Origin of the sequence: Paraburkholderia sp. Cpub6, assembly GCF_014201065.1 — a bacterium.
GTDB classification, from domain to species: Bacteria; Pseudomonadota; Gammaproteobacteria; order Burkholderiales; family Burkholderiaceae; genus Paraburkholderia; species Paraburkholderia tuberum.
This window is the reverse complement of sequence record NZ_JACHDM010000003.1, coordinates 34,475-55,097: the sequence shown is the minus strand read 5'-3', so window position 1 is coordinate 55,097 and position 20,623 is coordinate 34,475. Positions and strand designations below refer to the sequence as shown.

The following is a 20,623-nucleotide window of genomic DNA, read 5'->3' as shown; positions in this document are numbered from 1 at the left end:
GTGGCTTGCTGGCCCTCGTTACACCGGTGATCGCAGCTCTACGCTATCGCCCACCCGGAACCGCTTTCCGCCGGGCGAATCCAGCGAAACGCGTTCCTTGGTGTAGGTTCCGTTCGCTTGCAGGCATTCCGAGTAACTGATAACTGTCATCCAGTCATAGACTTTTCCGTCCTGGATCACTGCAGCGATGTGCTCTGCCATGCCACGCGGCGCACGCGCAGTCTGCTGCAGTACACCGTAGTAACGGCACTTGCTGTCCGCTGACCGTAGCACTACGAGTCCGCCGAGTTGATTGATACCTGCGACGCTTTCAACCGTTGCGCTCATCGACGAATCGCCGGCTGCGTGTGAACTCGCTGCGAATAAAATCAGCAGCGCGGCAAACCACTTTTTCATTGAAGACTCCTATGGGTTAAAGGAAGGGTAGCGGCTGCTTTTGCGCCGACGGCATCGGTGGCGCGACCGGGAACGTGAATGTCGATTGCTGCCGGACCTATACCAATCAGTGCATCAGGAGGCTTGTATTTGCGACCAGGCGCTCGACTTCGAGCAGCGCGTCGCCGAGCACATCTATAGCCCCGCTTGCAGTGGATGCCGTAGCTGCGCTGCGCAACGCGTGCTGCACGATCTCGTGAATGACTTCAGTGTCCGACTGTCTGCGCCTGGACGTGAATCGTTGCGCTGGCTAATCCTTTGTAAATAACAGAGCCGGTATCCACCGCAAAACTGAGCACATGCTGTGTCAGATGTGGGTTGCAGTATATCGACAGCGCGTCGTTATTCGACCCGCGCAATTGTGAGTTGCCATTTCATGAACATGGAGGTTGGGTGGCTCGCGAATCGTTGACCGGACAAGGTAGACCCCGAGTTATCCAAGCGTATCGGTTCTTGACGCGCCTATACATCCGCCGTCCGCTCGCAAATTACGCCGGTTGGGCGGCCTTCATCAAATGCAGGTCGCAGCACGAGGGCTCCGCGCCCCGAGATCGCCGTTCGGTACGGCGCCCTGTCGTTTCGCGACCGCTGCGCGCGGATAGATGCCTCTCGACGTTGCAAGCTCGGAAACAATGTATTGAAGAGAACTATTTGTAATCGAACGATAAGAAGATGACGGACCTCAACGGAACGGGCACACGGACTTCAAGACCTTGCCTGGTCGTTGTTTCGCTAACCCGGCGTCTGTTGTTCCCGGCGCTCGAGACTGGAAGCTTCATCATGGCTAAAGCGTTCATGCCCGTTCTCACTGTCGTGTCAGTCATCGCTCTCCCCACGGCCACCTCTGCTCAGGGCAATGGTCCTCTGACGCGTGAGCTAGTGCACGAAGAAGTCATCCGACTGCAGCTAGCGGGCTCTGACCACCCCAACGGTGACGCACACTATCCGGCGAACATCCACGCGGCGCTGGCGAGCGTGGCGGCTCAACAGCAGGCGTTCAGTGGGCGCGGTGGCGTGAAACTGGGCTCCGCAGTTTCGGGGGTACCGGCGATGGCTCAGCTGGCCTCGTATCGTTCTATCTACAACGAAAGTTGATTGGACATCACGGCGGGGCAAGCCGCAGCCTTGTCTGGCTTTCCATAGCGACGTCGGCGTACCCCCTCCGGACGCGAGGTTCAGCGGAAGGCGTAGATGTCGGGAATCTGCCTTCGGGGTCGGCCGGCCCCGGAATCACCAGGTTCGGCCACGCGGGATTCACTTCAACCAGCACCAACGAGATCCCTTTTTTGTCGCGCAGCGGAATTCGCCAGGTTGAACCCGTTCGGTTTTTTGCGCCATGGCCTTACCGTTTTGCGCCGGATCGCGGCAGGCCCGCTTCATCGAATAGGAGAAAGTTTGTGAGATCCAGGATAGTTTTGCTTGCGCTGATCGCGACTACGGCCGTATGCCTGCATAGCACCGCGCAAGCGCATGTGCGCGTCGGTGTCCTTGTGGGTGTCCCGCCCCCCATGATGATGGCGCCCCCCGCCGTCTACTACGCTGCGCCCGCCCCACTCGTCGTCCAGTCGGTCCAGCCAACCCCGAGCACCGTCTACGTCGAAAAAACGCAGACGAGTCCGCCGTCGGGTACCTGGTGGTATTGCCCGGTGACAAAAAAATATTACCCGTACGTGAAGGGGTGTTCGAGCGGCTGGGTGGAAGTGCCGGTGAGGCCAACCGGGCCGAAATGACATGAGCAAGATGAATTCTCTCTCTCTGGCAATGCGCACGAAACGGGGCGTATCCGCGCTAGTCACCGCCGCGGTCAGTCTGAGCTGCATCATCGCGCTCGACGGCTGTGCGGGCGTGCCGATGGGTCCCACAGTGATGGCCCTGCCCGGCACCGGCAAGTCCTTCGATCAATTCCGCGCCGACGACGCGACATGCCAGCAATTTGCTTCTCAGAAGACCGGCGGCGTCAGCAACCAACAGGCCACAGCGACGGGCGCCCTGGGCGGTATGGCCGTCGGTACCGCGCTCGGGGCGGCGGCCGGTGCGGCGTTCAACGGCCGCCGTGGCGCAGCGGTCGGCGCAGGCACAGGCCTGCTCGGCGGCAGCATGATCGGCGCCGGCATGGCGCAGAGCTCCTCCATCAGCCTTCAACATCGCTACGATCAGGCGTACGTTCAGTGCATGTACGCAAATGGCGAGCGTGTGCCGGTCCCGCGCAGCGCCGCCAATGTGTACCGGACGCACGACGAAGCGACGCCTCCGCCGCCGGCCTACGATACGGCGCCTCCACCAGGTTACTGAACCAGGCACGCCGACGTTTCGTGGCGCGTCAGGCTGGCTTGGCAAGACCTGTCAATCGAAGATCTCCGCGGATTTCTGCACCGCGAACTTTCGAGCAAGAGGCGCCGACCATCGAATTCGCCAATCGTCGCGCTGCGCGCGATGCTGCGGTTTCTCACCGTGATGGGTCGTGTGCCGTCCGGTCTCGAGGAACCACTACCTCGAATCCGGAGATGGCGTCACGCGACGCTTCCAGCCAGCCTGACGAACGATGATGTGGAACGGCTCATCAAGTGCGGGTCGACGCTGCGACGTTTCAGCCGCTGCGGAACACAGCAATCATATTGTTGCTCGCCAGGACCGGGATGCGGGTTGCTGAAGTCATGCACCTCGGTCTGGATGCGTAAAACGAAGCGATGTTGTCATCGCATAATGCCCACAAGGGAAGGGCGTAAGCCCGGCCGCCGGTTGTCCGGCACGGGGAGCTTCGATAGTAGTAATAGAACGGATAACGATGACGATGCGCGAGCTGGACGAAAACGCGTCAGTGGGCGGAAGTGATTCCCGCGCTCACGAACATGGTCGCCGCCGCGAAGACGCTGCGCAGTCGGCTTCAGTAAAGAGGCGAGCGAACCGTCGCGTTCTTCGCGTCGGCTCATATCTGCATGGCCGCTCTGGCGCCGAGCTTTGAGCAGGGCGCTACATGCCTTCCCGTCAGACGGATTCCGCGGCCGTCCCCGATTGCGGTTCCCGATGCGCGGCCGTCACTTGCCGCGCCTCCACCGCCCACGCAATGACAGTTCAATCGCGCCAATACCGACGCCAACCGTATTGGACGTTCAACGCGATTGATACACTTTGAAAATTCCTCCACCGGGCTGCTCGCATCGCCAGCGGAAGCGTCATAGCCAGGCGCTTGCATGCCCGCGCCGCAACGCTCTGGCGCGGGCAGGACCGGGAACGCTGGTTGCGGGTTGATCACGATGGCCGCGGTTAGCCACGGTCACCCGCAATCTCACGTAGGAGAGCGTCATGACTTCGGACAAGAATTCGAATCGTCAGCCGTCGAATCCGGCGCAGCCCGGCCGCGACAGCGGACAGCAGCAACAGAACCAGACTCCTCCGACGCATCAGGGCGGCCAGCGGCAGCCCTGAGCGCGATGAGTGACGGCGTGTCCAGGCGTCGTCGCTCGAAAAAACGGGAACCCCGACGTAATAGCGCCGCTAATGGCGGATCGTCACTACGAAGGCGAAGTGGAAAAACTTCACATCTATCTGTTCGGCGCGCACGATGCGGTTCGGCACGAGCAGGCGCTGATCCGGCTCGACAAGGCCGGCTACATGGTCACGCTCGCGCGGGTCGTGGTCGAAGATCTGCCGACCTATGCGCAGGCGCGCGACCGCCCCGAGCTGCAGAGTCTGATCCGACGAATCGCGCCGCGCGACACGCTCGTCGTGCTCGAGCTGGCCGCGCTCGGCTGCAACGCGCGCGACATCCTCGCCACCGTGATGCAGTGCCGGAAGGCCGGCGTGGCGCTGCGTTGCGTCGAAGTCGGCCATACCGATCTGGCCGGGCGCCCCGAGCCCTCGGCGGTGAAGGCATTGCGCGCGCTGGTGCGGCTCGACGCCGCGTGCCGCAGCCTGCGCAGCCGCGACAGTCTCGCGGCCGTTCGCGCGAGCGGCAAGCACACGGGCAGGCCGCCGTCGCTTTCCGAGCAGCAGCGTCAACGCGTGCTGCAATCTCTCGGCAGAGGACAGTCGGTCAGCGAGGTCGCGCGGCGCTTCGGCACGTCGCGTCAGACCGTGATGCGCATTCGCGCGGACACGCCAGCCGTGTAGAAATTGCGTGCCGGAGCCCGGGATCACTGCGAGTCGTCGAGGTCTGGAAAAGCCTGATCGAACATCGTGCGCAAGTGTGCGGCTGGTCCGCCCACGTGAACCACGCGGGCGGACGCGAGTCGCTGAGCGTCGATCTGGTCGATTGCCGTGCGGATCGCCTCGCGATTATCTCGGCCGCGTTGAGCTCGGGACCGATCGGCGGAGCCCGCTCCGCTCGATGGCCTCTTCGTGCTCGCGATCGACAACCAGGAAGAAGCGCGCGACGCGCTCGAAGCGGTGCTGAGCACGAGCGGCGCACGCGTACGGCTATGTGCAGCGGGCACCGAAGCGCTGGACTGGCTGCGCGCGACGGACCCGGCGCAATGGCCGGATGTGCTGCTCTGCGATCTGATGCTGGCCGGCGAAGATGGCTATGACGTGCTGAGCCGTTTGCGCGCACTGGAAGGCGGGCGGCCGTCGATACGCGGCGGGCCACTGCCCGCGATTGCGCTGACCGGCTACACGGACGCACTCGACGAACAGCGTGCGCGCACCGCGGGTTTCGACGCGCACTTGCACAAGCCCGTGGCGCCCGCAGAACTGATCGCCGCGATCCGGCGGCTCGCGCAGCCGCCGTCGCGCACGGACACGGCGTTGCCGCGATCATGATGCGCGCGATTCAGGTCTGGGCGAGGTCTCAGATCGGCGCGTCGAACTTGCCACCAACAGTCGTCGTTGCGGACGCGTCGAGATTGCGCTCGGCGGCGCGCACGCGGTCGCGCATCGCGAGGATCGACCGGGGGACCACCCGGCGTTCTCGCACGGTCCACGCCAGCCCGGCCAGTAATTCGGTGCCGTCGCGCATCAGCGTGCCTTCCCGCGCGAATACGTCGAGGGCGCGCAGAGTCGCGCTCAACGCTTCGCCCAACGGCAGACGCAGCCACGCGACCCACGCGGCGTTGCGCGCGAGCATGCGACGGCGCAACGCGCTGTCGCGCACCGGCGACGGATGGTGATGGAGCGTCAATTGCTCGCAGTAGACGATCGCATGTCCCGACGCGAGCACGTCGAGCGAAACGAGTGTTTCCTCACCGCCGATGAAAAGACGCGGCTCATAGCCGCCGATCTCGCGATACAGCGCCGCGCGAAACACGCATGCGCCCGCCATCAAGCCGATCAAGGAGGGCCCCGGCAGACCGACACGGCCGAGCGGGCTTGCGCGCATCAACGCACAGGTCGGATCCGTCGTGTTGTCCGCGCCGACCGCGACGCGCGCATTCAGCACGCCGACGCGCGGCCATGCATCGAGCAATTGCACCGCGCGTTCGAGCGAGCCCGGGCCCCACCAGGTGTCGTCATCGCAGAACGCGACATAGTCGGTCTCGACGCACGCGACCGCGTGGTTGCGCCCTGCCGCGCCGAGATTGCCGTTGCATCCGACGACGCGAACGCTCGGATAGCGCGCTTCGACGAGTGCGACCGTGTTGTCGGTGGAACCGCCGTTCGGCGACAGGCAGCCACCGATCGAGGTCAACGCGGCCGTCGCGAGGGTCGCGTCGCGCAACGCGTCGTCGTCGCAAAGCAACGGATAGACCCGTTGCGCCCCGTCAAGCCGCTAGTTCAGCCGCGCAGCCGCGCGAAAATACTCATCAGGTCTTCGAGAACCACCGGCTTTTTCAGGTGCGCGTCGAAGCCCGCGTCTTCGGCCGCGCTGACGTCCGCCTGCTGGCCGAAGCCGCTGACCGCGATACAGATCACGGACTTCATCGCCGGCATACCGCGCAGCTTGCCGATGAACTCCATACCGTCCATGCCCGGCATGCCGATGTCGGACAGGATGATATCGGGCGCGTTGCCGTTGATCATCGTCAGCGCTTCCTCGCCGCTCGTCGCGGTCCGCACTTCGGCGCCCTCGCTTTCCAGCAGCAGCTTGAAGGTTTCGACGGTCGCGGCGTCGTCGTCGACCATCAGGATACGTGTGCCCTTCAACGGCTCGGCGGTGACTTCGATACCCGCGCTCGTGCGGGTGGCGAGCCGGTGGGTGGGCAGGGTCACCGTGAACGTTGCACCGCGGCCGACGCCGTCCGACTCCGCACGCACCGCGCCGCCGTGCAGGTTGACCAGATCACGCACCAGCGCGAGGCCGATGCCGAGGCCCCCGCGGTGCGAGCCCGGATCGCGGCTCTGCTGGAACATCTCGAAGATATGCGGCAGCAGCGACGCCTCGATGCCGATGCCGGTATCGCTGACGCGCAGCACGGCCTCGGCGTGATCGTTGACCTGCAACGACACCTGGATCGAACCGCGCTGCGTGAACTTCAGCGCATTGCTGATCAGATTCCACACGATCTGCTCGATCCGCGTGAGATCGGCGTGAACGATCACGGGCGCATCGGTCATCTCGACGCTGAGCGTGATGCCGCGTTGCGCGGCATCGTCCTGCACCGCGCTGCACACGCGCTGCACGATCTCGCGCATGTCCACTACGGTGCGCACGACCGACAGCTTGCCCGTGCGCACGCGCGAAATGTCGAGCAGATCGTCGATGATTTGCGCCTGGCCCATCACGGTGCGGCGGATCGTATCGGTCGCGCGCGACACGTTCAGGTTCTGCCGCGCTTCCGGCGCGCGCGCGATCAGCTCGGCGCTGGCCGAAATCAGGTTCAGCGGATGCTTGAGCTCGTGCGACACGACCGCGAGAAATTCGTCGCGGCGCCGCTGCGCGTCGCGCTCGCTCGCCGCGCGCAGCGTTTCGACATGGGTGCCGCGTCCCGAGGTCGGTTCGTGCACATATTCGCCGAGATCGCGCGTGATCTTCGCAAAGCCGCTGATGCCCGGTTCGTCGAGACGGGACAGCACGCCGCTCGCGAAAAAGCGCGTGCCGTCCTTGCGCAGATGCCAGCACTCCTCTTCGGCGCGGCCGTTCAGACGCGCTTCGGCGAACTCGCGTTGCGCGACGTTGCCGGCGCGGTCCTCGTCGGTGTACAGGATGTCGGCGGACTGGCCGATCATTTCGGCTTCCGAATAGCCGAAAATCCGTTCCGCGCCCGCGTTCCAGCTAGTGATCACGCCGTTATCGTCGAACGTGATGATCGCGTAGTCCTTGGTGCCCTCCGCGACGATGCGCATGCGCCGCTCGCCTTCGCGCAGCCGGTCTTCCGCCTGACGGCGATCGGTGATGTCGATGAACGACAGCACCGCGCCGTCGATGCGGTCTTCCGTCGTGCGGTAGGGCACGAAGCGCGCAAGATACCAGCGCCCGTCGTTGCTCTTCAGCTCGCGTTCGATCAGGCGCAGCGAGTCGAACGCTTCGGCCGCGTCGTCGGCGAGCCTGTCGTATTCGAGCCGGTGCGTGATGTCGAGGAGCGACCGGCCGATGTCCGATGGAATGATGCTGAAGACGTCGGTTGCGCGCGGCGTATAGCGCTTGATGCAGAAGTTGCGGTCGACGAAGATCGTGCCGATGTCGTTCGCGGCGATCAGGTTGTGCAAGTCGTCGTTGATCTTGCCGGTTTCCTCGACCTTCGACTTCAGTTCCGCGTTGACCGTGGTCAGCTCCTCGTTGATCGATTGCAGCTCTTCCTTGCTGGTTTCGAGTTCCTCGGTCGCCGAGCGCAGTTCCTCGTTGATCGCCTGCAATTCCTCGTTCGACGCCTTCAGCTCCTCGGTCGAGGTTTCCGACTGCTCGATCGTGGACTGCAACTGTTCCTTCGTGCGTTGCAGCTCGCGTTCGAGCTGGCTGATGATCGGGTCTTTCTGCACGTCGGCCGAGGCCGTTTCCGCGTTGGCCATGCTGTCCTCGACCTCGTCGAACAGCACCAGCACGAAGTCCGCGTTCGCTTCCGGATCGTGTACCGGCCGCGCGGTCATGCTGACGAAGTACGAACGGCCATCGCGCTCGATGTGCACGCGGCGCGCTTCGACACTGCGGTTCGTGTGCAAGGCCTGATAGATCGCGGTGCGCAGTTCGAGCCGCAGTTCCGGGCGCACGGCGGCCACGATGTTATGCGACGGCTCGCCGCCGGAATATTGCAGAAAACGCCCGGCGCGATCGGACAGATGAACGATTTCGGATTCGCGGCTCACCAGCACGCTAGGCGGCGCATATTGCTCGACGAGCCGCTGATGCAGATCGCCGAACGAGAAGCGCCGGCGCCCTGTCGGCTGCACCGAGGTCACCACGGGCCGCGATCTCATCGTGCCCGAAATCGCCATCGGCACCGGCGTGTCGCCGCGCACGGTCATGTTCGCGCGATAGATGCGGTTGCGCTTGTCGACCACGGTGAACATCGAGCTCACGCTGTCGGCCGATTCCGAGCTGCCGAGAAACAGCACGCCGCCGGGCCGCAGCGCGAAGTGGAACATCCGCAGAATTTCGATCTGCGCTTCGCGGTCGAGGTAGATCAGCAGGTTGCGGCAGCAGATCATGTCGAGCCGCGAGAACGGCGGATCGCTCAGCACGTTATGGTGCGCGAACAGCATGCGTTCGCGCAGCTCCTTCTTGATCCGGAAGTGCGCGGCGTCCTTCGTGAAGAACTGGCGGATGCGCGCCGGCGTCAGGTCGGCGAAGATCGAGTCCGGGTACAGACCGGTGCGTGCGAACGAAATGGCGCGCTCGTCGATGTCGGTCGCGAATACCTGAAACGACACGCCCTCGTGTGACTTTATCGAGCGCTCCTGCATCAGCATGGCCAGCGAATACGCTTCCTCGCCGGTCGCGCAGCCCACCGACCAAACGCGGATACGGCCCTGCTCGCCGCGCTGTTCGAACAGGGGCGGCAACACTTCCCGCTCGAGCACGTCGAACGCTTCCTTGTCACGGAAGAAATTGGTGACGCTGATCAGCATGTCCTGCAGCAGCGCCTGGGTTTCTTCGGGATGCAGATGCAAATAGTCGCGATACGCCTGCAGCTCGGTGATGCCGTTGACCTGTAGCCGGCGTTCGATGCGGCGCAGGACCGTAGCCCGCTTGTAATGGCGGAAGTCGTGCGCGGTGCGGGTGCGCAGGATCACCATGATCTCGCGCAACGCGCGTTCCGCCGACTCGTTGACCGTGTCTTCGTCGGGCTCTTCCGCCTGCGCGGCCGGCAAATGGATTTCCCGTGCGGTGGACCACAGATCCATCAGCCGTTGCGGCATCTCGGCCGCGGTCATCACGAAATCGGCCATGCCGGTCGCGATCGCGCTGCGCGGCATGCTGTCGTATTCGGCCTCGGAAGGGTCCTGCACGAGCGTAATGCCGCCCATTTCCTTGATACGCGACAGGCCGACCGAGCCATCCGAGCCCGCGCCCGACATCACGATGCCGATCGCGCGTTCGCGGTGCGCCTCCGCGAGCGTGCGGAAGAACAAATCGATGCTCGCCCGGCGTCCTTCCTCGGACTGCTTCTGCGTGACGCGCAGGTAGCCGTCGACCATGATCATCTCGAACGAGGGCGCGACCAGATAAACGTGATCCGATTCGATTGGCGTGGGGCCCGTGACCTGCTGCACCGGCATGCTGGTGACTTTCTGCAGCAGCGAGGCCAGATTGCTTTCGTGATCCGGTGACAGGTGAACGACCACTACGAAGGCCATCGACGTGTGCGCGGGCAGCGCCTCGAAGAATTCCGTCAGCGCGTTGAGCCCCCCCGCCGATGCGCCGATGCCGACGATCGGATAGTGTGCCTGGCTAGGCAGAGACTGCCCCCGCTTTTTTGACATGGCTGCGCGTCCCTTCTTGGAAAAGGATAGTCCAGCGGTGGATTTTTATAGGGCAACGAGCCCATTTCCTGCTGGGCCAGACACGCATTATCTCGCATTGGACTTATATTTCCAGCAGCATGGAATGCAGGAGTTCGGCCGCGTGGCCCCGCGCGCCGCGCGTTGTCCTACTCGCGCTGTTGCGCCGCGGTGTCTCCTGCACTGGCGAAATTGGCCAAGCTCCAGGCTGAACATTTCGCGCTCGCGCAGCGCACGCAGCGCCTTGCGCAACGAGTCCCCGGCATCGACCTGGCGGCCGTCGTCGAGCGATGCGCCCGAGTAGGCATGACCGAGGCCGATCACCGCGCCGTGGAAAAACTGTTCGACGCCTTCGGCAAATCGCGCGGCGACGAGCGCGACACGCTCGAAGCCGAAGCCGCGCTGACGCAGCGCGCATGCGAAGAGCTGACGATGCATACGATCATCGAGGAAGAACTGTTGTATCCGGCCGCGCAACAGGCGCTGCCCGACGACGACAAGCTCGATGTCGATGAAGCCTACGTCGAGCATTTTCTGGTGAAAACGCTGATCGCGAAGTTCGAGACGCTGAAGCCGGGCGACAAAGGCTTCGACGCGACGTTCAAGGTCATGTCCGAGCTCGTGCGGCATCACGTCGAGCAAGAGGAAGGCGAACTCTTTCCGGCCTTGCGGCGCACCGGCTGCGATCTCGCCGCGCTCGGTGAAAAGGTCGCGGCGCGCAAGCAAACGCTGCAAGCCAGGCTGGATCAGGCGGGCAGTCGCGCGGTCGGCGACAAGACCTGATGGGAGTCTTGAATTTGCGCGCGGCGCTCGCACTGATTCGTTTAAAACGTCGCTGCGACAGTCTTGTCTATAAGTCGACACTTACGGACGTGCGCACCCTGTTACATGTCCATTAACATCGATTTCAGGAGGGTACAACAGGATCGCCTGATGCAGCAGGGGAGAGCCATGTCAAGGAGAAAGCTGAAACTGACGCAGTATCTGGCGGCAGGGGTCGCCTCAAGCGACGACTTTTCCATCTACGTCACCGCGCGCCGCAGCGCCGATGGGCGATTCTATGCCGATCTGCTGGTGAGCCGTAAAGTGGATGGCCGCCGTCTGTTCCCGTTCGATGGCGCGCCCGAAGTCGGTCCGTTCAACAGTATCGAGGAAGCGCGGCTCGCCGCCGAGGAGTACGGTGCGCGAATCGTCGCGGCCGACCTTGCCTGTCCCGAGGCGTGAGCGCGCGGCCCGCCGCGATATCGCCTGGCGACACGATCCCCTTCAAACGCTTGCCCTGGTTCACGGCCGGCACGCGGTGGATCTGTGCGCCCGCCGTTTTCGTTCCGACGTCGTCGACGTCGCCTTCCTCGAGCACCAGTCCGGCGGCGCGCTGATTTGATTGGCTCGTCGAATAGCGGGGTGCCATCGAACGAACGCGCACCGCGCGGAACAACGCTTGCTAGCCTGTGGCTCGCCGTCATTCGGGCACGGTGCATCTGGCGCCGTACCGCGGCATCGCTCACGTTCACGGAGAAGCACTTATGGACAAGGAACTCGAAGCCCGCATTCGCACGCGGGCGTACCAGATCTGGGAAAACGATCCGTCGCCGGAAGGGAGAGCCGACGACCATTGGGAAGAAGCGCGCCGGCAGATCGAGGCGGAAGGCGCGGCCGACGAGGCTGCCGTGCCGCAGGAGCCGACCGATCAGTCCGCGGAGCGCGAGCGCGGCTCGCGCATCGCGCCCGAAGAGCAACTGCAGGAAATGTCGGACGATGACATGGAACCGCCGAAGCGCGCCACGCGGCCGCGCGCCGGATAAGCGAGCGCCGCCCCTTTACACCGACGCCGGCGATGGCGTCGGTGCCACCGGCAATGCGCGTTGGTGGCGCGTCGCGCTCTCTCATCGGTGGTCCCGCTCGACGCGCGGGAGTCGAGCGAAGTAATGCTCGACGCGCGACAGCGCATACAGCGCGGCGGCCGACCGCACGTCGTTGCGGTCGCCCGAAAAGCGCCGCGTCTCGGCGAAGGTGGTGAACTCATTGCCGCGCCGTCGGAACGACCACGCGAAGCATTGCGTGCCTGGTGGCGGATCGTCAGCGGAGCCGCCATGCGCGACGCTATCGGCGAGCCCCGTGTTCGATACCGCGATGTCCGCGCAGCAGCCTTCCTGGCGCAGCGCGCCCTCGGCCATTTCGCGCGCGACCGCTTCGCTGGTAAGCCCGTATTGCTTCATCGTGCTTTGCCGCACGCCGAGAAAGCCTGCTTTGCCCGATGGCGAGTAGCTGACGAAGCCGACATCGAGACACGCGCCGCTACCCGGCACGCTCGCCAGATACGACGCGATCTGGCCGCCGGTGCAGGATTCGGCGGTCGCGAGCTTCAGACCTCGCGAGCTGAGGAAGGACACGACCTGCATGGGAATGTTCATGATTTTCGCTTTGGTTGTGCGACGGATTCGGACGGCATTTTGTTCGTGCAATCGCTCCCGAGAAGCGCGCAGCAAAGATCGGTCCGGGCGCGCTTCACGTTTCGCGCATCGCCACGAGCACCTGCCGGCGGTATGCTCATTGCTGAAGCGTGAAAGAGCAGCGAACTCGCGCGCGGCCCCGTCGCAATGCGTGGCGCGCGCAGGGCCGCGCATTCGCGAGGAGGCCGCGATGAGCGATTTCGACGAAGCGCGCGCATGGATGGTCGAACGGCAGATCGTGCAACGCGGCGTGCGCGACGACTACGTGATCGAGGCGATGCGGCGCGTGCCGCGCGAGGCATTCGTGCCATCCGAACTGCGCGAATTCGCGTATGACGATACGCCGCTGCCGATCGGCGGCGAGCAGTCGATCTCGCAGCCGTACATCGTCGCGAAGATGCTCGCGGCCGCCGAGTTGCAGCCCGGCGATCGCGTGCTCGACATTGGCACGGGCTCCGGCTATGCGGCCGCGATCGCCGCGGAGATCGCGGGCCGGGTGGATTCCATCGAACGCGACGCGAGCCTCGCCGAGGGCGCGCGCGAGCGCTTGCAGCGGCTCGGCTACGAGAACGTCGAAGTGCATGTCGGCGACGGCACCGCAGGTCTTGCCGCGCATGCGCCCTATAACGCGATCATCGCGGCGGCGGGCGGACCGCGTGTGCCGCGAGCGCTGCGCATGCAACTCGCCGTGGGCGGACGGCTCGTGATGCCGGTCGGCAGCAGTCAGAGCCGTCAGCGGCTCGTGAAGATCGTGCGGCGCGACGAACACGACTACGACGAAGATGCGTTCGGCGACGTGCGCTTCGTGCCGCTCGTCGGCGACGATGGCTGGCCGGAGCCAGGCGGCGCGGCGCGCGCGGATTTGCGGCCCGCATCCACGTCCACGCCCATACCGCTCACGCCTACGCCGGCCGCACCTATGCCGGCCGCGCCTACGCCGGCCGCGCTCGAACTCGCGATTCGCGACGCGGCCGAACCGTTGCCCGACATCGATTCCGCGGAATTCGCGGCATTTTTCGACCGCTTCGCCGGGCATCGCGTCGTGCTGCTCGGCGAGGCCAGTCACGGCACGTCGGAGTTCTACCGTGCGCGCGCGGCGATCACGCGGCGCCTCGTCGAGCAGCACGGCTTTTCGATGATCGCGGTCGAGGCCGACTGGCCCGACGCCGCGATCGTCGACCGGCATGTGCGCGAGCGGCCGATGCCCGGCGGGCGGTCCCGACCGTTTCGCCGCTTTCCGACCTGGATGTGGCGCAACACCGACTTCATGGGCTTCGTCGCGTGGCTGCGCTCGCACAACGCCGCGCACCCCGAGCGCGAAACGCGCTTTTACGGGCTCGATATCTACAGCCTTTCCGAATCGATCGACGCGGTATTGCGCTATCTCGACAGCGTCGACCCTGCCGCGGCGCGCATCGCTCGCGAGCGTTATGGGTGCCTCAGTCCGTGGCAGAAAGATCCGGCCGTATATGGACGCGCCGCGTTGAGCGGCGGCTACGCGCAGTGCGAAGAACACGTGGTCGCGCAACTCGGCGATCTGCTGAAAAGCCGGCTCGACTATGCGCGCGAAGACGGCGAGCGCTTCCTCGACGCGGCGCAGAACGCCCGGCTCGTGGCGGTCGCCGAGCACTACTATCGCGCGATGTACTACGGCGGGCCGCAAAGCTGGAATCTGCGCGACACGCATATGTTCGACACGCTGCGTCATACGCTCGACAGCCGCGGGCCGCAGGCGCGTCTGGTCGTGTGGGCGCACAACTCGCATATCGGCGACGCGAGCGCCACGCAGATGGGCCGCATGCAGGACGAGATCAATCTCGGCCAGCTGTGCCGCGCGCAGTTCGGCGACGCGGCGGCGCTGATCGGGTTTGGCACGCACAGCGGCACGGTCGCCGCGGCGAGCGATTGGGGCGCACCGATGGAGGTGAAAACCGTGCAGCCATCGCTCGAGGGCAGCGTCGAATTCAGCATGCACGGCACGGGTCTCCCGCGCTTCCTGCTCGACCTGCGGCCCGGCATGCACGACACGCTGCGCGACCGGCTGCGCGCGCCGCTATTGGAGCGCTTCATCGGCGTCATCTACCGTCCCGGGACCGAGCGGTATAGCCATTACGCGCAAGCGTCGCTGGCCGAGCAGTTCGATGCGTTCGTGTGGTTCGATCGCACGAGCGCGGTGAGCGCGCTGCCCGTTTCCGCCGACGAAAAGAACCATGCGGCGGAGACTTTTCCATTCGGTGTGTGAGGGCGATCGGCACGTTCACGCCTCAGGCGAGGAACGCGGCTTGCAACGGAACGGACAGTGCATTCCAGCAGGTCCGAACCGAGGGGTCGCTCATGAACAAGGTTGTACAGCGCCTTGCCATCGCCGCGATGTCGGGTGTTGCCAGTGGCGTCGTCTGCGCGCAAGGCGCCTGGCGAGTCGAGCCGCGACCAGGCGAACCGTGAACACGCGGGGCGCGCGAACCAGGCCGCGGTTCAGCACGGACAGCGCCGCAGGCATGGCGCGAGCAGCGCGCGCTAGCGGCGACGCGGCCTGGCTGCCGCCGTCGCCGCGCGTGCTCGCGATTCCGCCATGAAGGACGAACCGGTCTGGTTCCTGCTGATCGGCGCGCTGCTCACGTTCATGGCCGTCGCGCGCGGGCCGATCCGCCGCTTGCCGCTGACCGGCGCGATGATCTATCTGCTGGTCGGCGTGGCGGTCGGGCCGGCCGTGTCCGGGCTCGTCGGGGTCGATCTGCTGCGCAATACCGCGTTGCTCGCGACGCTGGCTGAAGTCGGGCTCGTCGTGTCGTTGTTTTCGATCGGCATGCATCTGCGCGTGCGGCTGCGCAATCCGCTGTGGTTGTTGCCGCTGCGGCTCGGCGGCCCGGCGATGCTCTTCACCGTCGCCTTGATGTTCGGCTTCACCGCTTTGGTGACCGGCCGCGCGGACGGCGCGGCGTTGTTCCTCGCGGCCGCGCTCGCGCCGACCGACCCGGTGCTCGCCAACGAGCTGCGCGTGACGCAAGCTGGCGACGACGAGCCCGTGCGCTTCGCGTTGTCGGGTGAAGGCGGCCTGAACGACGGTGCCGCCTATCCGTTTGCGGTGCTGGGACTGACGCTTGCCGGCGCGAGGCTGTTCGGCTCGGGCAGTGGCGTGCATTTCGTCGGCTCGGTGCTGTGGGGGATCGTCAGTGCGCTCGTGATCGGTTGCGTGTTTGCGATCGTGTTCGCGCGCGCGATCTTCTTTCTGCGCACCCGCTACGGCGAAGCGATCGGTCTCGACGGGTTTCTCGCGCTAGGCCTGATGTCGACCTCGTACGGCGCGGCGCTGCTGCTGCACGCTTATGCGTTCGTCGCGGTGTTCGTGGCGGGCGTCGCCGTCCGTCACGAGGAACTGCGCGCGACGGGCGACAAGAATCCCTCGGAAGTGCTCGACGAGGTGCAGCACGGCGAACAGGTCGATGTCGCCCAGGATCCAGAAATGGCGCATGCGATCCTCGCCGAATCGATGATGGGCTTCATGCGCGAAATGGAGCGGCTCGCGGAGTTGTCGCTGATGCTGATCATCGGCTGCGTCGTGTCCGCGCACTGGCGCGAGATGTTCGATCTGCGCGCCGTGTTGCCCGCGGTGTTTCTGTTTTTCGTCGCGCGGCCGCTGTCCGTCGTCGTCGCGATGATGGGTGCGCGCGTCGACAATAGCCAGCGGCATCTGATGGCGTGGATGGGGATTCGCGGCGTCGGCGCGTTTTACTACCTGATGTTCGGCCTCGAATACGTGCGTGGCGCGATGACGCCGCTGCTGCCGGCCGTGCTCGATGCGATCGTGTTGTCGGTGCTGCTGCATGGCTCGACCGCGAACTATCTGTTGCGGCGGTATTTCGACCGGCGTCGCTGAATGAAGCGACGGGCGCGATGGCGCGCGTGAGTTGTCGCGCCGCGCTCCACCTGGCTCCCGTTTGCCGCTCCTTGTATCGCAATGTATCCGCGCGGCCCGGGGATACGTGCGCTTACCAAACCCGCTGATCCAGACACATGCGAGATACGTCGGCGCGTTCAAATACGTGCACCGCAAGTTCGAGCCCGGATTTGCAGACCTGAATATCACCGGATCAACAGGAGTAAGCCACCATGACCCGCATCGAAGAAGTGCTGTACACCGGCAAAACCCATACGACCGGCGGCCGCGAAGGCGCCGCGCGCAGCTCGGACGGCCGTCTCGACATCAAGCTGTCGCCGCCCGGCACCTCGGGGGGTGGAACGAATCCCGAGCAGTTGCTCGGCGCGGGCTGGTCGGCGTGTTTCATCGGCGCACTCGGGTTGGCGGCGCGCGCGTTGCACCTGTCGTTGCCGGCCGATACCAGCGTCGATGCGGAGATCGATCTCGGCACCACCGATGGCGCTTACTTTCTTCAGGCGCGGCTGTTCGTCAGTCTTCCCGGTGTCGAGCGTGACGTGGCGCAGGGGTTGATCGAGCGAGCGCATCTGACCTGCCCGTATTCGAAGGCGTTGCGCGGTAATGTGGATGTGCAGACTACGCTCGTTTGAGCGTCGCTGAAGGTGATGGCGGGGCCGCGCCGAAGCATCGCGCGGCCCCGCGTATCTGCTATGCCAGCAGCTTCGAAAGCTACGCGGTGTCGGGTTCGAGCGGCCCGCTACGCCGCAGGCGCAACCGACGCTCCCGCGATCTTGTGCCGCGCGAGCGATTGCGCCACAAAACCCGAGGCCTTCATCTCTTCCACAAACGAACACAGCGCGTGAGCCGCCGCTTCGCCGCGGCTCTTCGGCACACCCATCGCCTGCCGGATCACCATGAAGCGCTCGTCTAGCAGCCGCAGACCGGGAGTTTGCTTCGCATCGGCCTCGAGTTGCTGCTTCACGCCTGCCGCCACTTCCAGATGCTGCTCGATAAACGTCGGCACGACGCTCGGCGAGCTCGGCGCGCGCACGATTTGCGCGGATTTCAGCTCGCGCGTCAGAAACAGATCGTACGCACTGCCTTTGCCAACGACGACCCGGTTGTGCGCCTGATCCGCATCCTGATTCGAGCGTACCGGCGAGTCGTCGCGCACCAGGTAGAAGCCTTCGATCAACACATACGGCGCCGTGAACGCAATCGTCTCGCCGCGCAACGGATCGATCGCGAAGAAGCCGAAATCCGCGCGCTCCTCGCCGACGGCCTGCACCGATTTGCCGGCCGTATCGAAGACGACCAGCTCCAGTTCGACGCCCAGTTTCGCGGCGAACGCGCGCGCGAGATCGATCGATACGCCGAACGGCTCGCCGGAGTCGGCGTGACGATTGGCCAGGATTGGATTGCCGAGATTGATCGACGCGCGCAGCTTGCCCGTGGGCGTGAATGCGGCGACGACGGAGGGATCGATGGTCATAAGGCCTCTCGTGGCGACCGCGTTCGGGGCGAAGCGCAGTCTTAGGGTTCGAGGATTTCGCTGATGCGGGATAGCGCGTTGAGAGTATGTCGCAGATGCTCGCGCATCGCTGCCAAGTCATTGCTTGTGTCGTCCGCTCATGGGCCTACTTCGTCAGGCGAACGACGTACAGCCCGGTCCCGTTCACATAACCGGCAACACTGTAGTTCGGGCTTACCGCCATCAGCGCCCCCGGAATTGTCGGCGAATAGGCCACACCCGCCGTCGTGACGGTCGCCAGTTCGACCGCCGGTGTACCCGTCACGGGCTGGGTCGTCGTGAAATTGAAAGTCAGTAGCCGGCTGTCCATCTGCGTGATATCGCCATCACCGCCTTCCGTGATTTCGTAGGCGTAGCTGGTCTGCACGCCAGCGGGCACCGGATCGGGTTTGCCCAGGCAGAGCGTCAGAGCGCGCGTGACGCCGCCAGTGGGGGCCTTCAGTGTCAAGGTTGCGATATTGTCGTCGGTTACCATCGTCATAGGCGTGCCGGCTGCCGTACCGAGGGCAATATCGAGCCGCTTGTAGTTGGCCGGACAGTTGAACGCGGTCGATTGCGGGGATGACGCCGCGTCTGGAGCAGAAGCGGCTCCCGGTGCCGAGGCCGACGAATCCGCCGCCGCTGCTGCGTCACCGCTACTACCACCGCTGCCGCTCCCACTGCCGCACGCAGCAAGCAGCACTGCGGCACCAATCAGACTCATCGAAAATTTCCGGCTCATCAGCATTGTTATCTCCTTATGGTCAGTGAATCACTCATCAGAATTGCCCTGTCACCTGAAAGCCCAGGGTGACGCTCGGCGCAGGAAAGCCGGTCGGTGCATAGACCGGCGTCCCGGCGAACACGTCATAGCTGAACGTGCCCAGGCGCGAGGGTACGGAACCCTTGAACCCCAGGACCGCACCCGCGAGCTGCGTACCCGCGAGGTACGCCGTGGACGGTCCCCACAGGTGACCGTAGTCGAGGCCTGCATAAAGAACCTGCCCCGTCTGGCCGAGCGGATACTGGAGTTCGTTGCGCCAGTAGAAGCCTCTTTCTGCCGCGAGCATCGTTTGTCCGCTAAAGCCACGCACCGTGTAGCGGCTGCCAATACTCAGGTCATCGATATAGTTCAGTTCGTCGTTGGTGAACTGCCCGTGCAGGGTGCCGACATAACGAAGCGCCTGCCCGGCGACCGCGAACGGTACCGAGAGGTTTGCGTCGAGCGTCGCCATCTTGAAGCGGTAGGTTGGGCCACCCGGTGTGTCGGGCTGCGCGCCGAGGCCACCGATACCCTGACGGTAGGCCAGTGTCCCGTCGAACTGCGCCGCGCCGAAGTAGTGCCGGTTGGTCAGCCCCGCCTCGATAAATGTATTGTCGCGGTACTGCTGCGGAATCTCGGCGTCCTCGATGAAACTCACACCGAAGCGCTTGATAAGCTGGAACTCGACTCCCGACACATCGTTCTGGCTGCGGTGGACAACCCGCTCCAGTTTCAGGCCCGCCGTCTGCGCGTTGCCGCTCGCAACGTAGGTTCCATTGGTGGCCGCGATCTGCTGGTAATACGTGTTCGTATAGCCGTACAGCGTGCCAGTCCAGTAACCCCACGGCATCGCATACGAGGCGTTCCAGCCGTGCGTGCCGAGGTCGTGATTGCCAAACTGCAAATCCTGGTTGAACCCCGCCGAGAGAATGTCATTCAGGCCCAGCAGGTTATACAGGCCGAGCGTTACGTTACCGATATACCGGCCCGTCTCGTCGGTACCCGAGTTGTCTGCCGAGACCACGAGCGACCAGGGCTTCGTGCGTTTCACGGTCACGACCACATCGCTTTCGCCGGGCACGACGCCGGGGACAATCTCCATCGTCGCATCCTGGTTCGGTATGCGCTTCATCTGTTCCAGACCTTGCTCAAGGTCACGCAACTGGAGTACGTCGCCGTCGCGTGCAGGGAACGCGGTTTTCAGCGTGCCTTGCGTGCTGGCGTCAGCAAACTTCAGGTTTCTGATAACGCCCGGTATGAGGGTGAACTTCAGCGTACCTTTCGAGAGGTCCTGGGTCGGCAACAGGACGCGCGACGTGATGTGGCCGTGGCTCAGGACTGCGCCTTGCAGCCCCTTCGCCAGCATGTCTACACCCTGCTTGCCGACGCATTGCCCCTCGTAATGCCGCAGCCATTCATGCAGGAATGCGAATGGGTCCATCGGCAATGCCGACGCGCCTTTCACGCGAACCGCCTCAGGCAGCGTTTCAGGCACATCGACCGCGAACGTGTCGATGCGAAAGCACGGCGTCTCGACTGGCAGCACCGGCCATTCTCCCGCTACCGGTGCGGTCGAGCGCACAACCGGCGCGGCGACGGTGGCCGCGCGCTGCTGCGCGTCGCGCTGCTGCGCATCGCGCTGCTGCTGAACCTGCTGGTTCTGCTCGGCGTTCGTGCGCGCCGCCGCTGCTATCTCGGGCGGGGTTTGGGCGTGGACGGCGAGAGAAACAAGAACCGCGAGCGGGCCTAACGAACGCCTCTTCTTATTTTTCATC

At 64.6% G+C, this 20,623-nt stretch carries 18 protein-coding genes; 11 read left to right on the top strand and 7 right to left on the bottom strand.

Features of this window, described 5'->3' with window-relative positions:
- Nucleotides 1-18: 18 nt before the first annotated feature.
- Nucleotides 19-396, bottom strand: coding sequence for a hypothetical protein (locus tag HDG33_RS07180; RefSeq protein ID WP_260330340.1), 378 nt, complete (start codon nt 394-396; stop codon nt 19-21).
- A gap of 819 nt (nt 397-1,215) precedes the next feature.
- Here HDG33_RS07180 and HDG33_RS07175 point away from each other — a divergent pair.
- The 5 genes from HDG33_RS07175 (at nt 1,216) to HDG33_RS07160 (ending at nt 5,193) form a co-directional block, all read left to right on the top strand.
- Nucleotides 1,216-1,530: a DUF4148 domain-containing protein gene (locus HDG33_RS07175; RefSeq protein WP_260330339.1), complete on the top strand. Its 315-nt coding sequence runs from the start codon at nt 1,216-1,218 to the stop codon at nt 1,528-1,530.
- A 636-nt stretch (nt 1,531-2,166) separates the two neighbouring features.
- The gene (locus HDG33_RS07170; RefSeq protein ID WP_260330338.1) at nt 2,167-2,727 is read left to right on the top strand and encodes a YMGG-like glycine zipper-containing protein; all 561 of its coding nucleotides are present in this window, start codon (nt 2,167-2,169) and stop codon (nt 2,725-2,727) included.
- A gap of 1,011 nt (nt 2,728-3,738) precedes the next feature.
- Nucleotides 3,739-3,861 carry a hypothetical protein gene (locus HDG33_RS37180; protein ID WP_013094087.1) on the top strand — a complete coding sequence of 41 codons (123 nt, stop codon included), beginning with the start codon at nt 3,739-3,741 and terminating at the stop codon, nt 3,859-3,861.
- A 72-nt stretch (nt 3,862-3,933) separates the two neighbouring features.
- The gene (locus HDG33_RS07165; protein WP_184023420.1) at nt 3,934-4,545 is read left to right on the top strand and encodes a recombinase family protein; all 612 of its coding nucleotides are present in this window, start codon (nt 3,934-3,936) and stop codon (nt 4,543-4,545) included.
- Nucleotides 4,546-4,773: 228 nt separating this feature from the next.
- Entirely contained in the window at nt 4,774-5,193 is a 420-nt protein-coding gene (locus HDG33_RS07160) for a response regulator (protein WP_184023418.1), read from the top strand.
- A gap of 28 nt (nt 5,194-5,221) precedes the next feature.
- Here the strand turns inward: HDG33_RS07160 and HDG33_RS07155 are convergent, their stop codons facing one another.
- Both HDG33_RS07155 and HDG33_RS07150 read right to left on the bottom strand, forming a co-directional pair.
- The gene (locus HDG33_RS07155) at nt 5,222-6,088 is read right to left on the bottom strand and encodes a glycosyltransferase family 2 protein (protein ID WP_409258977.1); all 867 of its coding nucleotides are present in this window, start codon (nt 6,086-6,088) and stop codon (nt 5,222-5,224) included.
- Nucleotides 6,089-6,144: 56 nt separating this feature from the next.
- On the bottom strand, nt 6,145-10,227 hold the full coding sequence (locus HDG33_RS07150; protein ID WP_184023410.1) for a CheR family methyltransferase: 4,083 nt from the start codon (nt 10,225-10,227) through the stop codon (nt 6,145-6,147).
- Between the two features lie 324 nt (nt 10,228-10,551).
- Between HDG33_RS07150 and HDG33_RS07145 the strand changes: the two genes are divergently transcribed.
- From HDG33_RS07145 to HDG33_RS07135, 3 genes are all read left to right on the top strand, one after another.
- Nucleotides 10,552-11,028 (top strand): hemerythrin domain-containing protein, encoded by a 477-nt coding sequence (locus tag HDG33_RS07145; protein WP_184023405.1) that lies wholly within the window; start codon nt 10,552-10,554, stop codon nt 11,026-11,028.
- Between the two features lie 168 nt (nt 11,029-11,196).
- Nucleotides 11,197-11,469 carry a DUF6723 family protein gene (locus tag HDG33_RS07140; RefSeq protein ID WP_184024220.1) on the top strand — a complete coding sequence of 91 codons (273 nt, stop codon included), beginning with the start codon at nt 11,197-11,199 and terminating at the stop codon, nt 11,467-11,469.
- Nucleotides 11,470-11,771: 302 nt separating this feature from the next.
- Nucleotides 11,772-12,050 carry a DUF2934 domain-containing protein gene (locus HDG33_RS07135; protein WP_184023396.1) on the top strand — a complete coding sequence of 93 codons (279 nt, stop codon included), beginning with the start codon at nt 11,772-11,774 and terminating at the stop codon, nt 12,048-12,050.
- Between the two features lie 81 nt (nt 12,051-12,131).
- On the opposite strand, the gene HDG33_RS07130 is transcribed toward HDG33_RS07135, so the two are convergent.
- Nucleotides 12,132-12,659: a CinA family protein gene (locus HDG33_RS07130; protein WP_184023394.1), complete on the bottom strand. Its 528-nt coding sequence runs from the start codon at nt 12,657-12,659 to the stop codon at nt 12,132-12,134.
- Between the two features lie 229 nt (nt 12,660-12,888).
- On the opposite strand from HDG33_RS07130, the gene HDG33_RS07125 reads away from it, so the two are divergent.
- From HDG33_RS07125 to HDG33_RS07110, 3 genes are all read left to right on the top strand, one after another.
- Nucleotides 12,889-14,940 (top strand): protein-L-isoaspartate(D-aspartate) O-methyltransferase, encoded by a 2,052-nt coding sequence (locus HDG33_RS07125; RefSeq protein WP_184023388.1) that lies wholly within the window; start codon nt 12,889-12,891, stop codon nt 14,938-14,940.
- Nucleotides 14,941-15,270: 330 nt separating this feature from the next.
- Complete coding sequence (locus HDG33_RS07115; RefSeq protein ID WP_184023387.1) at nt 15,271-16,575, top strand: cation:proton antiporter; 1,305 nt, start codon at nt 15,271-15,273, stop codon at nt 16,573-16,575.
- Nucleotides 16,576-16,808: 233 nt separating this feature from the next.
- Nucleotides 16,809-17,225, top strand: a complete 417-nt coding sequence (locus tag HDG33_RS07110) for an organic hydroperoxide resistance protein (RefSeq protein WP_184023385.1) — start codon at nt 16,809-16,811, stop codon at nt 17,223-17,225.
- 107 nt (nt 17,226-17,332) lie between these two features.
- Here the strand turns inward: HDG33_RS07110 and HDG33_RS07105 are convergent, their stop codons facing one another.
- The 3 genes from HDG33_RS07105 to HDG33_RS07095 form a co-directional block, all read right to left on the bottom strand.
- Entirely contained in the window at nt 17,333-18,067 is a 735-nt protein-coding gene (locus tag HDG33_RS07105) for an ABC transporter substrate-binding protein (protein WP_184023383.1), read from the bottom strand.
- A gap of 145 nt (nt 18,068-18,212) precedes the next feature.
- The gene (locus HDG33_RS07100; protein ID WP_184023381.1) at nt 18,213-18,833 is read right to left on the bottom strand and encodes a hypothetical protein; all 621 of its coding nucleotides are present in this window, start codon (nt 18,831-18,833) and stop codon (nt 18,213-18,215) included.
- A 31-nt stretch (nt 18,834-18,864) separates the two neighbouring features.
- Nucleotides 18,865-20,622, bottom strand: coding sequence for a ShlB/FhaC/HecB family hemolysin secretion/activation protein (locus tag HDG33_RS07095; RefSeq protein WP_184023378.1), 1,758 nt, complete (start codon nt 20,620-20,622; stop codon nt 18,865-18,867).
- Nucleotide 20,623 lies beyond the last annotated feature (1 nt).